Source organism: Arhodomonas sp. AD133 (assembly GCF_051195215.1).
In the GTDB taxonomy this organism is placed as follows: domain Bacteria; phylum Pseudomonadota; class Gammaproteobacteria; order Nitrococcales; family Nitrococcaceae; genus Arhodomonas.
The window spans coordinates 23,529-39,156 of the sequence record NZ_JBNAZM010000005.1; the positions used below are offsets into that span (position 1 = coordinate 23,529).

At 67.4% G+C, this 15,628-nt stretch carries 16 protein-coding genes and 1 tRNA gene; 1 reads left to right on the forward strand and 16 read right to left on the reverse strand.

What is annotated here, in order from left to right; all coding sequences use genetic code 11:
- Positions 1–2 precede the first annotated feature (2 nt).
- From rplI to rnr, 7 genes are all read right to left on the reverse strand, one after another.
- On the reverse strand, positions 3–449 hold the full coding sequence (gene rplI, locus ACPEES_RS04515) for a 50S ribosomal protein L9 (RefSeq protein WP_435101479.1): 447 nt from the start codon (positions 447–449) through the stop codon (positions 3–5).
- A 43-nt stretch (positions 450–492) separates the two neighbouring features.
- Complete coding sequence (locus ACPEES_RS04520) at positions 493–1,368, reverse strand: hypothetical protein (protein WP_435101481.1); 876 nt, start codon at positions 1,366–1,368, stop codon at positions 493–495.
- Between the two features lie 17 nt (positions 1,369–1,385).
- The gene (gene rpsR, locus ACPEES_RS04525) at positions 1,386–1,610 is read right to left on the reverse strand and encodes a 30S ribosomal protein S18 (RefSeq protein ID WP_435101483.1); all 225 of its coding nucleotides are present in this window, start codon (positions 1,608–1,610) and stop codon (positions 1,386–1,388) included.
- Positions 1,611–1,616: 6 nt separating this feature from the next.
- On the reverse strand, positions 1,617–1,949 hold the full coding sequence (gene priB, locus ACPEES_RS04530) for a primosomal replication protein N (RefSeq protein WP_435101485.1): 333 nt from the start codon (positions 1,947–1,949) through the stop codon (positions 1,617–1,619).
- A 15-nt stretch (positions 1,950–1,964) separates the two neighbouring features.
- Positions 1,965–2,345, reverse strand: coding sequence for a 30S ribosomal protein S6 (rpsF, locus tag ACPEES_RS04535; RefSeq protein WP_435101487.1), 381 nt, complete (start codon positions 2,343–2,345; stop codon positions 1,965–1,967).
- A 146-nt stretch (positions 2,346–2,491) separates the two neighbouring features.
- Positions 2,492–3,247: a 23S rRNA (guanosine(2251)-2'-O)-methyltransferase RlmB gene (rlmB, locus tag ACPEES_RS04540; protein ID WP_435101489.1), complete on the reverse strand. Its 756-nt coding sequence runs from the start codon at positions 3,245–3,247 to the stop codon at positions 2,492–2,494.
- Positions 3,244–5,559, reverse strand: a complete 2,316-nt coding sequence (gene rnr, locus ACPEES_RS04545) for a ribonuclease R (protein WP_435101491.1) — start codon at positions 5,557–5,559, stop codon at positions 3,244–3,246. Before rnr ends, rlmB begins: the two co-directional genes overlap by 4 nt.
- A 155-nt stretch (positions 5,560–5,714) precedes the next feature.
- Here rnr and ACPEES_RS04550 point away from each other — a divergent pair.
- Positions 5,715–5,801: transfer RNA gene (locus tag ACPEES_RS04550), tRNA-Leu, on the forward strand.
- 109 nt (positions 5,802–5,910) lie between these two features.
- Here the strand turns inward: ACPEES_RS04550 and ACPEES_RS04555 are convergent.
- The 9 genes from ACPEES_RS04555 to mutL all read right to left on the reverse strand — a co-directional run bounded on the left by ACPEES_RS04555 (position 5,911) and on the right by mutL (position 15,613).
- Positions 5,911–7,206, reverse strand: coding sequence for an adenylosuccinate synthase (locus tag ACPEES_RS04555; protein WP_435101493.1), 1,296 nt, complete (start codon positions 7,204–7,206; stop codon positions 5,911–5,913).
- 35 nt (positions 7,207–7,241) lie between these two features.
- Positions 7,242–8,444, reverse strand: coding sequence for an ATP phosphoribosyltransferase regulatory subunit (locus tag ACPEES_RS04560; protein ID WP_435101495.1), 1,203 nt, complete (start codon positions 8,442–8,444; stop codon positions 7,242–7,244).
- A gap of 71 nt (positions 8,445–8,515) precedes the next feature.
- On the reverse strand, positions 8,516–8,704 hold the full coding sequence (locus ACPEES_RS04565; RefSeq protein WP_435101497.1) for a DUF2065 domain-containing protein: 189 nt from the start codon (positions 8,702–8,704) through the stop codon (positions 8,516–8,518).
- Between the two features lie 38 nt (positions 8,705–8,742).
- Positions 8,743–9,714, reverse strand: a complete 972-nt coding sequence (hflC, locus tag ACPEES_RS04570) for a protease modulator HflC (protein WP_435101499.1) — start codon at positions 9,712–9,714, stop codon at positions 8,743–8,745.
- Positions 9,714–10,931 (reverse strand): FtsH protease activity modulator HflK, encoded by a 1,218-nt coding sequence (hflK, locus tag ACPEES_RS04575; protein WP_435101501.1) that lies wholly within the window; start codon positions 10,929–10,931, stop codon positions 9,714–9,716. The genes hflC and hflK overlap by 1 nt, the downstream gene beginning before the upstream one ends.
- A 96-nt stretch (positions 10,932–11,027) precedes the next feature.
- Positions 11,028–12,368 carry a ribosome rescue GTPase HflX gene (gene hflX, locus ACPEES_RS04580; RefSeq protein WP_435101503.1) on the reverse strand — a complete coding sequence of 447 codons (1,341 nt, stop codon included), beginning with the start codon at positions 12,366–12,368 and terminating at the stop codon, positions 11,028–11,030.
- Positions 12,337–12,588 carry an RNA chaperone Hfq gene (gene hfq, locus ACPEES_RS04585; protein WP_435101505.1) on the reverse strand — a complete coding sequence of 84 codons (252 nt, stop codon included), beginning with the start codon at positions 12,586–12,588 and terminating at the stop codon, positions 12,337–12,339. The genes hflX and hfq overlap by 32 nt, the downstream gene beginning before the upstream one ends.
- 149 nt (positions 12,589–12,737) lie before the next feature.
- Positions 12,738–13,679, reverse strand: a complete 942-nt coding sequence (gene miaA, locus ACPEES_RS04590) for a tRNA (adenosine(37)-N6)-dimethylallyltransferase MiaA (RefSeq protein ID WP_435101507.1) — start codon at positions 13,677–13,679, stop codon at positions 12,738–12,740.
- Positions 13,679–15,613 (reverse strand): DNA mismatch repair endonuclease MutL, encoded by a 1,935-nt coding sequence (gene mutL / locus ACPEES_RS04595; protein ID WP_435101510.1) that lies wholly within the window; start codon positions 15,611–15,613, stop codon positions 13,679–13,681. The genes miaA and mutL overlap by 1 nt, the downstream gene beginning before the upstream one ends.
- Positions 15,614–15,628: the final 15 nt, after the last annotated feature.

The following is a 15,628-nucleotide window of genomic DNA, read 5'->3' on the forward strand; positions in this document are numbered from 1 at the left end:
GGTTACCCGCCTTCGACCACCACCGTCACGGTGGTGTCCACATCGGTGTAAAGATGCAACTCGACCTCGTACTCGCCGGTCGCGCGGAACGGCCCCTCGGGCAGGCGAACCTCGTTGCGCACCACTTCGACACCGGCGGCAGTGATGGCATCGGCGATGTCCTGGGTGCCCACGGAGCCGAAGAGCTTGCCTTCGTCGCCGGCACGCGCCTGGATGGTCACGGTCAGGCCCTCGAGCTGCGCGGCACGCTGCTGCGCAGCGGAGAGACGCTCCGCGGCCTGGCGTTCGAGCTCGGCCCGGCGCTCCTCGAAGTAACGGATGTTCTCCGCAGTGGCCATCTTGGCCTTGCCCTGCGGCAGCAGGTAGTTGCGGCCGTAGCCGGCGCGCACCTTCACGCGATCGCCGAGATCGCCCAGGTTATCGACCTTTTCCAGCAGAATGACTTCCATCGTAATCCCCAATCTGATTCGTCAGTCCCGAGAACGCATCGGGTCACGCCCTGCCCGCCGGCCCTGCGAGGCGACCCCGCAGATCGACGAACACATCGAGCATGCCCACCAAGGCGTAGATGCGGGCAAGCGGCGGCAGCAGCACGTACACCGGCACGAGCCACGCAGCGCTGACACCCCGGCGACCGGCCACTGAATGCGCCACGGCAAGCGCCTGCAGCACGAAGACGGTGCTCACGACGAGCGCCACGTCGTTGATGATGCCGGGCCCGCTGAACGCGGCTACGGCGAGCAGGCCGAGCGCCACCAGAGCGAAGCCCCGGGTGAAATGCAGGCCGTGGAATTCCGCGCGGAAACCGCCCGGATTATACAACAGCGCCTGCCACCAGCGACCGAGCAACAGGCTCGCCACCCCGAGCAGGAGCAGGTTGCCGAACCACAACCCCGTCAACAGCGGTGCGATGTCGCCGACGGGAATCTGCAACGTCTCACCGGTGGCCGGGTCGGCGAACAGTTTCGCCCCCTGTTCGAGCACCTCGCGCCAGTAGGCGACTGCATCGCCGACGGCCACGTGGAACGCCACCACGCCGAGGCCCGCCATCCCCGCCGCCAGCTCCAGCGCCCGCGGCAGGGACACCGTGACCCGAAGGCAGATGGCCACCGCCATCACGGGCAGCCAGACCTGAATCGGCGCCTGCAGGGCCGGAACCGGAGTGCCCACGCTCGCCTGCGAGGCAAGTCCGAGCGTGGCAGTCGCCCCGGCGGTGACGAGCAACCCTTCGGCCGCCCCTCGCCGCAGGGTGACCAGCGCGATGACCGCGCCGCTCACCCACAGCAACAGCGGAATCATCGCCGCGACGCCGGCCACCGCCATGGCGGCCAGCCGGCCGCGCATCACGAAAGCCGCCAGCGCCCGCATCCGCCCGCCCTTCGGTCTTAGTGGCGGTCGGTGTAAGGCAGCAACGCCAGGTAACGCGCGCGCTTGATGGCCCGCGAGAGCTGACGCTGGTACCGGGCGCTCGTGCCGGTGATACGGCTCGGCACGATCTTGCCGGTCTCGGTGATGTAGTTCTTGAGGGTGTTGATGTCCTTGTAGTCGATTTCCTTCACGCCCTCGGCGGTGAAGCGGCAGTACTTCCTGCGGCGGAAAAAGCGTGCCATGACTCGTTACTCCCGATTGGTATCTGCGTCGCCGTCGGGGCCAATCACCCGTACGGCGCTGATGATGAGACGGTTGTCGCCGTCACGCTGGCGTGCGCGCGCCAGGAACCCGACAACGGTGACCTGCGTTCCCTCGGGCCAGGCGCTGACCTGGCGGGCGATGGGGTCGCCGGCGGCGCGTACCCCCACCCACATGCGGATGGGTCGGTTCATGCCGCCCTCCTCCTGGATGGATTCGTGCTCCAGCAGGAAGCGGGCGATGGGCACGCCGGCCGGTGAATAACGCAGTTGCGCGGCCTCGCACAGACGGCCGGTAAGGCGCACGCGGTTGTCGTTCACGGGCGCGCCGCCCACTTACGCGTCGGCGGACTCGCGTTCCTCGCTCTTCTCCGAATGCTCTTCGCTCTTGCGCTCGTCCTGGCTCTTGGCGAGCGGCGACGGCTCGGTCACCGGCTCCTGGCGGGAGAGCGTCATGTGGCGGATAACCGCGTCATTGAAACGGAACATGGAGACGAGCTCATCGAGATCCTCGGGCTGGCACTCGACGTTCATCAGCACGTAGTGCGCCTTGATGAGCTTCTTGATCGGGTAGGCGAGCTGACGCCGGCCCCAGTCCTCGAGTCGATGGACAGTACCGCCGTTGCCCTCGACGAGCGCGCGGTAACGCTCGATCATCGCGGGCACCTGATCGCTCTGGTCCGGATGGACCAGGAAGACCACTTCATAGTGTCGCATTGTCGCTCCTTACGGTTGATCTGACCGCAAACAGGTCACGAAAAGCCGCTCGCGGCATGCGGGCGGCAAGGAGACGCCCGACCCGGCCGGGTCAAGGCGAACGGAGAATGATAACCCCGCCGGGAGTGCGGTGCAAAACGCACTCGTCAGGCGACCGCGCAGCGACGCTGGCGAACCGCCTCGAAAACCATCACACCCGTGGCCACTGAGACATTGAGGCTCTCCACGTCACCGGCCATGGGAATGCACACGAGCGCATCGCAGGCCTCGCGGGTGAGACGGCGCAAGCCAGTGCCCTCAGCGCCCAGGACGACCGCCAGCGGCCCGGTGAGGTCGCTCTCATAGAGCGTGGCCTCGGCGGCGTCGGCCGCCCCGACGAGCCAGATACCCCGCGCGCGCAGCGCGCGCAGCGTGCGCGCGAGGTTGGTGACCTGAAAGAACGGCACACGGCCGGCGGCGCCGGCGGCCACCTTGTGTACCACGGGCGTGAGCCCCGCCGCCCGATCCCGCGGTGCGATCACCGCGTGCACGCCCGCCGCTTCGGCGGTGCGCAGGCAGGCGCCGAGATTGTGAGGATCCTGCACCTGATCCAGCACGAGCAGTAGCGGCGGTTCCGCGAGGTCGTCGAGGCGCTCGCCGAGCTCGTCGTCGCCACGGGGTTGCGCCCCCCGATAACGGACCACCACACCCTGGTGTGCACCGCCGTCGGCAAGGCGGTCGAGCGTGCGGCGGTCGGCGGAGTGCACCGGGCAATCGAGCTGCGAGAGCTGCTCGCGCAACCGGCGCATACGTGCGTCGCGGCGCCGTGCATCCACCCACGCCTCGACGACACGGGAAGGCTCGTAGCGAAGCGCCGCACGGACGGCGTGCTGACCGAACAGCACACTCTCCGGTGCGCTCATCGCTGCCCTCCGCGGCGGCCACGACCGCGTTGGCGCTGTCGTTGACCGCTCTTGCCCTTCTTCTGCTGACGGCGGCCACTGCCACGTCGGCGCGTGCCGTCCTCCATCAGCTCACCGTTGGCGTCCAGCGGATGGGCAATGGGCTCGAAGTCGATCTTGCGCTCGTCGATGTCCACCCGCGCGACGCGCACGCGGATGCGGTCGGTGAGACGATACTCCTTGCCGGTGCGTTCGCCGGTCAGGCGGTGGCCGATGGGGTCGAAGTGGAAGAAATCGCTCTCGAGATTCGTGATGTGGATGAGACCGTCCACGTAGACATTGTCGAGCTCAACGAACAGGCCGAACCCGGTAACGCCACTGACCACGCCGGTGAACTCGTCGCCGACATGGGCGGACATGTAACGGCACTTCAGTGTCATTTCGGCGTCGCGACTCGCCTCCTCGGCCCGACGGTCGGTCATCGAGCAATGCTCACCCAGGGTGACGAGCTCGTCGTGGCTGTAGCCGAACTCCCCGGGCTTGCCGCCGTTGAGGGTGTGCTTGATCGCACGGTGGACCACCAGGTCCGGGTAACGGCGTATCGGCGAGGTGAAGTGCGTATAGGCATCCAGCGCGAGGCCGAAATGCCCATCATTGCCGGGGCGATAGTCGGCAGCCATCATCGAGCGGAGTAACACGGTCTCGATGAGATGACGGTCCGGGCGCTTGTGCACACGCTGCATCAGCCGCGCGTAGTCCTTGGGGCTCGGCTTGTCACCGCCCTCCAGGCGCAAGCCGGTCTGGGCGAGGAACTGGCGCAGGTTGTCCAGCCGCTCGGCATTGGGCCGCTCGTGCACGCGGAAGAGCGCAGGCACCCGCTTGCGCTCGAGGAAACGGGCGGCGGCGACGTTGGCGCGCACCATGCACTCCTCGATGAGCTTGTGGGCGTCGTGACGCTCGGTGGGCCGCACCGCGGCGATCTGGCCCTGCTCGTCGAACTCCAGCTCCGTCTCCGTCGTCTCGAAGTCGATGGCGCCGCGGCGCTCCCGGTCCTTGCGCAGGGCGCGGTATAGCGCGAAGAGGTTGTCCACGTGCTTGAGCACGCCGCGGTAGCGCCTGCGCACGCCCGGATCCCGATCGATATGGATGGCCTTGGCCTCGTCGTAGGTCAACCGCGCCGAGGAGCGCATGACACCCTCGTAGAACCGCGAGCGGCGCAGCTTGCCCTCGCGGCTGATCTGCATCTCGCAGACCATGCACAGGCGGTCGACCTTCGGGTTGAGCGAGCACAGGCCGTTGGAGAGCACCTCCGGCAGCATGGGCACGACGCTGCGCGGGAAGTACACGGAGTTCCCGCGTTCGCTGGCCTCGCGGTCCAGTGGCGAGCCGGGCTGGACGTAGTGCGCGACGTCGGCGATGGCGACCAGCAGCTTCCAGCCGTTCGTGGTGGGCTCGCAGTAGACGGCGTCGTCGAAATCCCGTGCGTCCGGCCCGTCGATGGTCACCAGCGGCACGCGCCGCAAGTCTTCGCGCCCGCGCTTGGCCGCTGCCGGCACTTTGTCCCCGAACGTAGCGGCCTCGGTCTCCACTTCCGCCGGCCATTCCACGGGAATGCTGTGCACACGGGCGGCCACGTCGATCTCGCTGCCGGCGGGGATGTTGCGCCCCACCACCTCGATGACGCGGCCAATGGGCTGGCGTCGGCGGGTGGGCTGGTTGAGCAGCTCCGCGACCACCAGATCGCCGTTGTCGGCACCGGCCTGGTCCGCGGGCGGGATGATCACGTCCTGGTGAATGCGTTTGTTGTCCGGCACCAGGAAGCCGACACCGCTCTCGGAGAAGAAGCGTCCGGCGACCGTGCGGTTCGCCCGCTCGATGACCTCCACGATCTCCCCTTCGGGTCGGTCCTGGCGATCCATACCGACGATGCGCACCACCGCGCGGTCGCCGTGGAGGAGATTGCGCATTTCCCGCGGTGACAGGAAAACTTCCTGGCCCCCCAGGTCCGGGCGTAACACGCCCCAGCCCTCGGGCCCCGACCGTACGCGCCCGCGCACGAGATCCTCGTTGTCCACCACGAGATAGCCGTTGCGGCGGTTACGTACCACCTGGCCGTCGCGCTCCATCGCGCGCAGGCGCCGTCGCAGGCCTTCCAGCGCATCGTCGTCACTCAAGCCGAAGAGCTCCGCGAGCTCTCCCCGTGACAACGGTCGCGCGTTCTCCTCCAGTTGAGCGAGGATGAACTCGCGACTCGGGACCGGATTCTCGTATTTGCGTTGCTCGCGCTCCAGATACGGATCGGTACCCGGCTGGTTCTTGCGCTTTCGTGCCATGCGGCGTTGTCCTGTTGCTGTTTGTGCGACGCGGGCGCCAAAGCCCTCAGCATACGTGATCGTGTGCGCGCTGTGCACACAGGCGTTGACAGGCCTCGAGTCCGCCGGTACTCTTTGCGCCGCTGTTACGGGGCACGCCCCGGGACAGCGGACAAGCCGAGGTGGCGGAATTGGTAGACGCGCTAGCTTCAGGTGCTAGTGGGGGGAACCCCGTGGAGGTTCAAGTCCTCTCCTCGGCACCAGATTCCGCGAAAAAGGGCGGGCCTTCGGGTCCGCCCTTTTTCGTTTCCGGCAACGCTACCGGCCTGGTACGGCAGCGCCGGGGCGGCAGCATGCCGCCCCGCGCACGGATCACACATCGAACGGGTTGCGCAACACGATGGTGTCGTTGCGCTCCGCGCCGGTGGAGATGATGTCCACCGGAACGCCTACCAGCTCCTCGATCTTCTTCAGGTAGTCCCTTGCCGCCTCCGGTAGGTCCTCGAAGGCGCGCACTCCCACCGTGGAGCACCGCCACCCGGGCATTTCCACGTACTCGGGCTCGCATTCGGCAACCGCCTCGGCGCCCGAGGGCAGCGCCGACCAGGTCCGCTCGCCGCTGCGGTAACCCACGCAGATTCGCAGGCTGTCGAGCTCGTCGAGGACGTCCAGCTTCGTCATGCAAAGCCCGGAGAAGCTGTTGATCTGCACCGCACGGCGCATGGCCACGGCGTCGAACCAGCCGCAGCGCCTCGGGCGGCCGGTGGTTGCACCGAACTCCTGCCCGCGGCGGGCGAGGTGCTCCCCGAGCTCGTCGAACAGCTCGGTAGGAAACGGCCCGGCGCCGACGCGGGTGGTATAGGCCTTGGTGATACCGAGCACGTAGTCGATATCCCGCGGGCCGACACCGGTACCGGTGGCCGCCGCCCCGGCGGTCGTATTCGAGGAGGTCACGAACGGATACGTCCCGTGATCGATGTCGAGCAACGTGCCCTGGGCCCCTTCGAAGAGGATGTTGTCCCCGGCGGCGCGGCGCTCGTGCAGCCACGCACCGACGTCCGCGACCATCGGGCGCAACGCCTCGGCATGGGCGAGGCACTCCTCCTGGATGCGCTGAAAGTCCTGCGCGGGCTCGCCGAAATAGTGCTGCAGAACGAAGTTGTGGTAGTCCAGCAGCTCACCGAGTTTCGAGGCGAGCCGCTCACGGTGGAAAAGGTCTCCCACGCGCAGGCCCCGGCGTGCCACCTTGTCCTCGTAAGCCGGCCCGATGCCGCGGCCGGTGGTGCCGATGGCCGCTTTGCCCTTGGCGCGCTCGCGCGCCTGGTCGAGCGCCACGTGGGACGGAAGGATAACGGGGCAGGCGGGGCTTACTCGCAGACGCTCCCGGGCCGGCACACCGCGGGATTCGAGCTCGGTGACCTCGTCCATGAGTGCCGACGGCGACAGCACGACGCCGTTGCCGATCACGCAGAGCACGTCACTGCGCAGGATGCCGGAGGGGATCAGGTGGAGAACCGTCTTCTCACCGTCGATCACCAGGGTATGACCGGCGTTGTGACCGCCCTGAAAACGCGCCACCGCCGACGCCCGCTCGGTGAGCAGGTCCACGACCTTGCCCTTGCCCTCGTCGCCCCACTGGGAGCCGACCACCACGACACTCTTGCCCATCTTGACCCTTCCGTTCACTGTTGCCGCCGCTGGAGTCAGTCCAGCGGCCGTACCGTCCAGTCGTTGCCGTCCGCCACCAGGGTGCGATCGCAGCCCATAACCGCAGCCTGCTCCTCGTGACCGGGAAGCAGCCAGATCACGCGCTCGCCTGCCTCGCGCAGCGCCGCCACCCGGGCAAGCAGCGCCGGCGAGTCCCGCCAGGGCGCGCCGATCGCCGGGCGGGCACCGCTTTCCTCGTCGGCGGCAAGGCTCACCAGCATCTTGAGATCCGCGCTGAAGCCCGTCGCCGAACGCGAGCGGCCGAACACCCGGCCGATCTCGTCGTAGCGGCCGCCCCGCGCGACCTCCTGGCTGTGGCCGGCAACGAACGCCGCAAAGACCACACCGGTGTGGTAGCGGTACCCGCGCAGCTCTCCCAGGTCGAAATGCACCGGCACCCGCGGCAACCAGCGCTGCAGGGCGCTGGCGATGGACCAGAGCTGGCGCAGCGCCGCGTGCACGTCCGGTGCCGCCTCGGCAAGGCATTCGTTGGCCTCGTTGAGCACTTCCACACCACCGGCGAGGCCGGCGAGGCGGGTGAGCATGCCCGCCACGGGCTCGGCGACCTCGTATTCGGCGACCAGCGCACGAATCTCGGCATCCGCCTTGCGTTGCAAGGCCTCCCACAGCCGCGTCTCCGCCTCTTCCGGCAGCTCGGCCTGACGTGTCAGGCCGCGGAAGATACCGACGTGCCCGAGATCCAGATGCGGCGCCTCCACCCCGGCGATGTGCAGGGTTTCGAGCATCAGCGCGATGATCTCGACGTCGCTCTCGACGCCGGCGTGTCCGTAGAGCTCTGCGCCCACCTGCAGGGGATTGCGGGAGCCTGTGAGCCCTTCCGGGCGCGTCTGCAGCACGGTGCCGGTATAGCACAGCCGGACGGGACACTCGCGGCGCAGTTGGTGGGCATCGATGCGCGCCGCCTGCGGGGTGATATCGGCACGCACCCCCATCATCCGTCCGGAGAGCTGATCGGTCAGCTTGAAGGTCTGCAGCTCCAGGTCGTGAGCGGCGCCGGTGAGCAGTGATTCCAGGTACTCGATCGCCGGCGGCATGACGAACTCGTAGCCCCAGCGTTCATAGCAATCGAGAATACGCTGACGCACCCGCTCCAGCGCCATGGCCCGCGGCGGCAGCACCTCGTCCACCGCATCGGGCAGCAGCCAGCGGTCGTCGCGGCCAAAGGTCGGTTCGCTCATGTCAGCCTCCCGGCCGTTCGCACCCGCGCAGCCGCCCCGGCGACGAGCGCCAGGGCGGCTGCGGGAGGACGCTATTGGCGTACCAGATAGAGAAGCGCCAGACCGGCGAGCATGCTCACGAACCCGGTCAGGCGCAGCGCGCGATCGTTCTGCTGAACGATCTGGAAGAGCACCCGGCGCATGGCCCCGGGGCTGAGAAACGGCATTATGCCCTCGATCACCAGCACCAGCGCCAGCGCGCTCATCAGATCATGCAGCATCGTTGGCCTCTGGTTGGCGGAAACAGCGCCTCTTGCCCTCAGCGGGCGTCCACGCTCCCCGCCTGTCCGCTGGATCTGCCCCTACTGGTGGTCTCCGGCACCTTCACACCGTCCCCAGGCACCTCGTCACTCGCCGGCATCGCGGCGCCGGCGGGTTCGTCGAAATAGCGGAAGAACCGGGAGTCCGGCGAGAGCACCAGCACGTCGTCCTTGCTGTCGAGGCTCTTCCGGTAGGCCTCCAGGCTACGGTAGAAGGCGTAGAAGCCGGTATCGCGCTGATACGCCTCGGCGTAGGTCTCGGTGGCACGGGCATCACCGGCACCGCGGATGCGTTCGGCGTCGCGCTCGGCTTCGGCGACGATCACCGTGCGCTGACGATCCGCCTCCGCGCGGATCCGCTCGGCGGCCTCGGCGCCTTCAGCCCGGAACTCGCGCGCTACACGCCCGCGTTCGGCGGCCATGCGCTGGTAGACGGATTCACTCACACTCTCCGGCAGGTCCACACGCTTCAATCGCACATCGACGACCTCGACGCCCAGGCTCGCCGCAGCCTCGGTGGCGCGACGCTGCAGCAGCCGGGTGATCTGGGCTCGGTCACCGGAGATGATGTCGCGGATCGTGCGCTTGCCGAACTCGTTGCGCAGCCCCTCCTGGACAATCTCGGAAAGACGTAGATTCGCCCGCTCACTACTGCCCTGGACGGTGATGTAGAACTTACGCACATTGCCGATACGCCACTTCACGAACGCATCCACGATGAGGTTCTTCTTCTCCTGGGTGAGGAAGCGCTGGGGCTCCTGATCCAGAGTCTGCACCCGGGCGTCGAAATAGCGGACGTTGTTCACGAACGGGAGCTTGAAGTGCAGCCCCGGCTCGAGGTTGGAAGTGAGGATCTCACCCAGGCGGAACTTGATCGCGCGCTGGGTCTCGCGAACGGTGAACACCGACATGGAGCCGACCACCAGCGAAACCGCGATCAGGACGGCGACAATGGGCAGTGCGCGTCTCATCAACGAACCTCCCGGGTACGCAGCCGGTTGTTGCTCCAGCTCTGGCCGCTGTCGCTGCTGGAGCTGGGCGTGGTCGAGCTGCCGCTCTTCTGATCGGAGCCGGTGGCTGCCTTGGCGTCATTTTGCCCCTGCCGCCCCTGCTGCATGAGCCGGTCGACCGGCAGGTAGAGCAGCGACTGGCTCTCTTTGGCGTCGAGGAGGATTTTGCCGGTAGCCCCGAGCACAGTCTCCATGGTGTCGATATAGAGCCGCTCGCGCGTGACCTCGGGCGCCAACGCGTATTCCTTGGCCACCTGCGTGAAGCGCGAGGCCTCACCTTCGGCCCGGGCGATGACTTCCTGACGATAGCCCTCGGCCTCCTCGCGGATGCGCGCCGCCTGACCCTGGGCCTGCGGGATCACCTCGTTGCGATAGGCCTGCGCATGGTTGATCAGCCGCAGGCGATCCTCGCGCGCCTTGATCGCGTCGGCGAAGGCACCCTGTACCTGCTCGGGTGGCTGGACGTCCTGTACCGCCACCTCCACCAACCGGATGCCGGCCTGGTAGTTCTCAAGCGTGTTCTCGATAAGCGTTCGGGTCTGCTCGCGCACCTCCGCCCGGCCCTCGGTGAGAATGAAATCGAGCTCGTGTTTGCCCACCGTCTCTCGCAGTGCCGACTCGGTGAGCGACTTCAGCGTCTGGCCGGGCTCGCGGAAGTTGAAGATGTAGGCCGCCGGGTCACCAACCTCGTACTGCACCGCCAGGCGCATGTTCACGATGTTCTCATCCTGGGTGAGCATGAGCGCCTCGGAGGGCACCGTACGCGTGTTATTGGCGGTGAGCGCCTCGTAGCCCACGGTGATGCGCCGGCGCTCGGAGACCTGGACCTGCTCCACCTCACCCACGGGGTAGGGCATATGCCAGTGCGGCCCCGGCCCGGTGGTCGCCACGTGCCGGCCGAACCACAGCTCCACACCGCGCCAACCAGCGTCGACGATGTAGATACCCGAGGCAAGCCAGCCGAGCACGATTACCACGAGAATCACGGCGATGCCCGTTGGCCCGAAACCTCCTATGCCGCCGTTGCCGCCCCCTCCGCCGCCGGAACGGCCGCCAAACAGAGCATTGAGGCGGTCCTTGGCCCGCCGCAGCAACTCGTCGAGATCCGGTGGACCCTGGTTCTTGCCGCCACCGCTCCACGGATCCCGGTTGTTACCCCCGGGGTCATTCCAGGACATTGCGTTCGCTCTCCCGATTGGACATGAGTGCCCGCTGGCCGGCCTTCGGCCCAGCCGCGGATTCTAATGAGGCGTGTGAGCGCGCCGCAAGACGCGTCACAGGTACTCTATGCTAGTGGGCAGACCTTCGTGGCGTTGCAGCCGCTCGAGTTCGCGCTGCGGCAGGCTCACCTCCATGAGACAGTCGCCATTGTCGAGCACGCGCTCGTGGAGCACGTCACCGCTCTGATAAAGCCGCGCCCGCAGACGGCCCTGGCTCGGCGCCAGGCGCAAGCGCCCGTGGGCACGCCGTTCACCAACGCACTCTGCCACGGCTTCGAGCAATACATCGAGCCCCTCGCCCGTCGCCGCCGACAGCCAGACCGCCTGCACGCGTCCGTGATCGTCACGCACTACACGTGGCGGCTGATCGAGAAGATCAATCTTGTTATAGACCCGCAGCACCGGCACTTCACTCGCACCGATCTCTGCAAGCACCTCCTCGACCTCCTCGCCCTGCTCATCACGGGTCGAGGCGCTGGCATCGACGACGTGTAACAGCAGGTCCGCCTCCACCACCTCTTCCAGCGTGGAGCGGAACGCGGCGACGAGCTGGTGGGGCAGATCGCTGATGAACCCGACGGTATCGGCGAACACCGCTGGCTCGGCGCCGGGCAGCTCGATTCGCCGCAGCGTGGTATCCAGGGTCGCGAACAGCTGGTCCGCGGCAAACACCTCGGAGGCGGCGAGGCGATTGAACAGCGTCGACTTGCCGGCGTTGGTGTAGCCCACCAGGGAGACGGCCGGCAGGTCACGCTTGCGTCGCGACTGCCGCCCCTGGTGACGCTGGCGACGCACGCGCTCGAGGCGTTTTTCAAGCTGCTTGATGCGCTGGCCGAGCATGCGCCGGTCCATCTCCAGCTGGGTTTCACCGGGACCACGCAGGCCGATACCGCCTTTCTGCCGCTCCAGGTGACTCCACCCGCGCACGAGACGGCTGGCAATGTGGCGCAGCTGAGCGAGCTCGACCTGGAGCTTGCCTTCGTGCGTGCGGGCCCGCTGGGCGAAGATATCGAGGATCAGCCCGGTGCGATCGAGCACCCGGCAACCGAGCTCGCGCTCGAGGTTGCGCTCCTGGGCGGGGGTAAGGAAATGGTTGACCAAGACCAGGTCGGCGCCTGCCGACTGCAGGCGTTCGCGCAGCTCCTCGACCTTACCCCGGCCGAGAAAGAAGCGCGCATCGGGCTTGTCACGCCGATTGATCAGACGATCAACGACCTCGGCCCCCGCGGATTCCGCGAGGGCCGCCAACTCTTCCAGCGCCGACCTGCAGTCGGCGCGCCCGTCATCGAGCTGAACCAGGGCGGCGCGCTCGCCACCGCCCGGGCGCTCGAACAGCTGTGCCGGAGCGGTCGTGGTCACGCGGTCACTGGTTGCCGGTTTCCGCTGCGTGCTCATCCGTTTGATGCGGCCTCACGTGACGCGCCGGCACGATGGTGGAAATGGCATGCTTGTACACCATCTGGCTGACGCTGTTGCGAAGCAGGATCACGAACTGGTCGAACGACTCGATCTGACCCTGTAGTTTGATGCCGTTGACCAGGTAGATGGACACCGGCACCTTCTCTTTGCGCAGGGCGTTGAGAAACGGCTCCTGAAGTGACTGCCCTTTGGCCATTCCGATTGCTCCTTCGTGCTATCGGCACTTGTTGTTATGCGGGCACCGCCTTTTCATGCCCGCGCGAACCCGCCGGGCGTACCGGCAGTGACGTTGGCGGCAATCCATGCCGCGACCGCACCAAAAAACTGCATGCGGTCAAACCCGTCTTAGGAATACTTTAACACGGCCCCCAAAGCTTCCCGAAGCTGGCGAAGCACCGCCGGATCGGTCGCTTCGAAACGCCTGAGGTCGCGCTCACGCCGCAGCCAGGTGAGCTGGCGCTTGGCGAATTGTCTCGTCGCGGCAACCCCCCGCGCATACAGCGACTCGCGGTCGTAATACCCTTCAAGGTAGTCCCAGACCTGGCGGTAACCTACCGCGCGCATCGACGGCAGATCCCGGCTGAGATCACCGCGCTCGCGCAGCGCCGCTACCTCGTCTATGAACCCCGCGGCGAGCATCTGCTCGAAACGCCGTTCGATACGCTCGTGCAACACCGCCCTGTCGGCAGGGGCCACCGCGAGCTTGACCACGTTGAACGGCAAAGGTTCCGTGCGCGCCTGCCGGGTGAGCTCGGATAGCGTCCGTCCGGTGATCTCGTGGACTTCGAGCGCGCGTTGCACACGCTGTGCGTCGTTGGGATGCAGGCGGGCCGCCGTCTGCGGGTCGACCCGCGCCAGGCGCGCATGCAGCGACGGCCAGCCCTCGCGCGCGGCCTCGGCGTCGAGACGCGCACGAACGTCGGGATCGGCGTCCGGTAGATCAGCGAGGCCTTCGGTCAGCGCTCGAAAGTAAAGCATGGTGCCCCCCACCAGCAGCGGCACGCGACCGGTGGCGTGAATGTCGGCGATCTCGGCGAGGGCGTCATGGCGAAAACGCGCCGCCGAGTAACGCTCCGCCGGATCGAGGATATCAATCAGCCGGTGCGGAGCCCGGGCGAGAACATCGGCGCCGGGCTTGGCCGTTCCGATATCGAGGCCACGATAGACGAGCGCGGAATCGACACTGACGATCTCGAGCGGGAAGTGCTCGATGAGCTCCACGGCGGCGGCGGTCTTGCCGGACGCCGTGGGCCCCATCAACAGGACCACGGGCAAGCGCTCACTCATCACTGGCCCCGTTTGAACAGGCGGTCGAGGTCGTCCATGGTCAACCGCGTCCAGGTGGGGCGGCCGTGGTTGCATTGGCCGATGTTGCGGGTGCGCTCCATCTCCCGCAGCAGTGCGTTCATCTCCGCCACCTCCAGTCGCCGGTGCGCGCGCACGGAGCCGTGGCAGCCCATGGTGGCCAGCACGTGATTGATGGCAGCCTCCAGGCGGCCGCTTTCGCCTTCGGCCTGAAGGTCGCTCAACACGTCGCGCAGTAGCCGCTGCGGGTCGGCGCCCTTGAGCAGCGCGGGTATCCGGCGAATGAGCAAGACGTCCGGACCGCCGCGATCCACCTCGAAACCCAGCCGCGTAAAGGCTTCCGTGAAGCCCTCGGCGGCATCCGCCTCCTGCGGTGTCACCGACACCCGCACCGGTACGAGCAACGGCTGAGAGGCGATACCACGGGCAGTCATGTCGTCCTTGAGACGTTCGTAGACGATGCGCTCGTGGGCGGCATGCATATCCACCAGAATAAGCCCGTCCTCGTTCTGGGCGAGTACGTAGATGCCGTGCAGCTGCGCGAGCGCATAGCCGAGCGGCGGCACACCGCCTGCATCCTCGCGCGGACGTACACCGTGCGGATCGTGCGCCGGCACGGACATGGCAATGCCGGTTTGCACGTCATCGTCAGGTGGCGGCTCACCGCTGTCCACGCGGCTCGCCGATTCGTCCGTCGCAGACGGGGATGCGTCCGCCTCGTCTCTGCCGTACAGGGCGCGGGCTTCTGCCACTGGCAGCGTCATACGCCGCTGTTCCGGCACACGCTCGTCGCCGCGGAAACCATGACCACTACCGGAGCCCTCGCCGCGCTGCGCCGTTGCCGCAGGGGGCGTAGCGGCGACGGGCTCGGGCGCCTGCTCGGCGTCGCCGGCGTGCTCCAGGGCGTGGTGCACCTGCCGGAAGAGAAAGTCGTAGACCAGCCGGCTCTCGCGAAAGCGCACCTCGTGCTTGGTGGGATGGACATTGACATCCACCAGCGCGGGATCCACGCCCAGGTAGAGCACGTAAGCCGGGTGCCGGTCCTTGAACAGCAGATCGGCGTAGGCCCGGCGCACGGCATGGCTCACCAGCCGGTCGCGAATCATGCGCCCGTTGAGGTAGACGTACTGGAGGTCGTTCTGCGCACGCGCCGCTGTAGGCAGCCCAAGCCAACCGCACAGGCGCATGCCCGCGGCCTCCGTGTCCACGTACAACGACTGGCCGACGAAATCGCGACCGGTGAGCTCGGCGAGCCGTTGGTCATGCTCGTTACGCCCCCGCGCGGCCGGCAGCTGCAATGCCTGCCGGCCATTGTGCGTGAGTGTCAGGGCGACTTCGAGCCGACTCATGGCCACCCGCCGCACCAGTTCCTGGACATGGCGGAACTCGGTGCGCTCGGTGCGCAGGAACTTCCGCCGGGCAGGCGTACTGTGAAAGAGGTCGCGAACCTCCACGGTGGTGCCCTCGGGATGGGGTGCAGGCGCCGGCTCTCCCCCTGTGCCGTCGCGCACGTCGACCCGCCAGGCATGCTCGCCCCCGCGGACGCGACTGGTGATACGCAGGCGCGAGACCGAGGCAATGCTCGGCAACGCTTCGCCACGAAAGCCCAGGCTGGCGATATGCTCCAGGTCGTCGAGGTCGCGGATCTTGCTCGTGGCATGGCGGCCGATGCAGCGGGCGAGATCGTCGGCGGCCATGCCCTCGCCGTCGTCGCGCACGCGGATCAAGCCCTTGCCGCCCGCCTCGAGCTCCACCTCGATGCGGCGTGCACCGGCATCCAGCGCGTTCTCGAGCAACTCTTTGACCACCGAGGCCGGGCGCTCGATGATCTCGCCGGCGGCGATCTGGTTGACCAGCTGGGGCGGAAGCTCGCGAATGCGCGGCTCGGCGTTGGCGGGTTCGGTATGCTCGTCCATGCGCCGCTATTATGA

Bases quoted from the DNA above. Each gene is read 5' to 3' on its own strand.
- rplI (WP_435101479.1), bottom strand. From the start codon at position 449: ATGGAAGTCATTCTGCTGGAAAAGGTCGATAACCTGGGCGATCTCGGC.
- ACPEES_RS04520 (WP_435101481.1), bottom strand. From the start codon at position 1,368: ATGCGGGCGCTGGCGGCTTTCGTGATGCGCGGCCGGCTGGCCGCCATG.
- rpsR (WP_435101483.1), bottom strand. From the start codon at position 1,610: ATGGCACGCTTTTTCCGCCGCAGGAAGTACTGCCGCTTCACCGCCGAG.
- rpsF (WP_435101487.1), bottom strand. From the start codon at position 2,345: ATGCGACACTATGAAGTGGTCTTCCTGGTCCATCCGGACCAGAGCGAT.
- rlmB (WP_435101489.1), bottom strand. From the start codon at position 3,247: ATGAGCGCACCGGAGAGTGTGCTGTTCGGTCAGCACGCCGTCCGTGCG.
- rnr (WP_435101491.1), bottom strand. From the start codon at position 5,559: ATGGCACGAAAGCGCAAGAACCAGCCGGGTACCGATCCGTATCTGGAG.
- ACPEES_RS04555 (WP_435101493.1), bottom strand. From the start codon at position 7,206: ATGGGCAAGAGTGTCGTGGTGGTCGGCTCCCAGTGGGGCGACGAGGGC.
- ACPEES_RS04560 (WP_435101495.1), bottom strand. From the start codon at position 8,444: ATGAGCGAACCGACCTTTGGCCGCGACGACCGCTGGCTGCTGCCCGAT.
- ACPEES_RS04565 (WP_435101497.1), bottom strand. From the start codon at position 8,704: ATGCTGCATGATCTGATGAGCGCGCTGGCGCTGGTGCTGGTGATCGAG.
- hflC (WP_435101499.1), bottom strand. From the start codon at position 9,714: ATGAGACGCGCACTGCCCATTGTCGCCGTCCTGATCGCGGTTTCGCTG.
- hflK (WP_435101501.1), bottom strand. From the start codon at position 10,931: ATGTCCTGGAATGACCCCGGGGGTAACAACCGGGATCCGTGGAGCGGT.
- hflX (WP_435101503.1), bottom strand. From the start codon at position 12,368: ATGAGCACGCAGCGGAAACCGGCAACCAGTGACCGCGTGACCACGACC.
- hfq (WP_435101505.1), bottom strand. From the start codon at position 12,588: ATGGCCAAAGGGCAGTCACTTCAGGAGCCGTTTCTCAACGCCCTGCGC.
- miaA (WP_435101507.1), bottom strand. From the start codon at position 13,679: ATGAGTGAGCGCTTGCCCGTGGTCCTGTTGATGGGGCCCACGGCGTCC.
- mutL (WP_435101510.1), bottom strand. From the start codon at position 15,613: ATGGACGAGCATACCGAACCCGCCAACGCCGAGCCGCGCATTCGCGAG.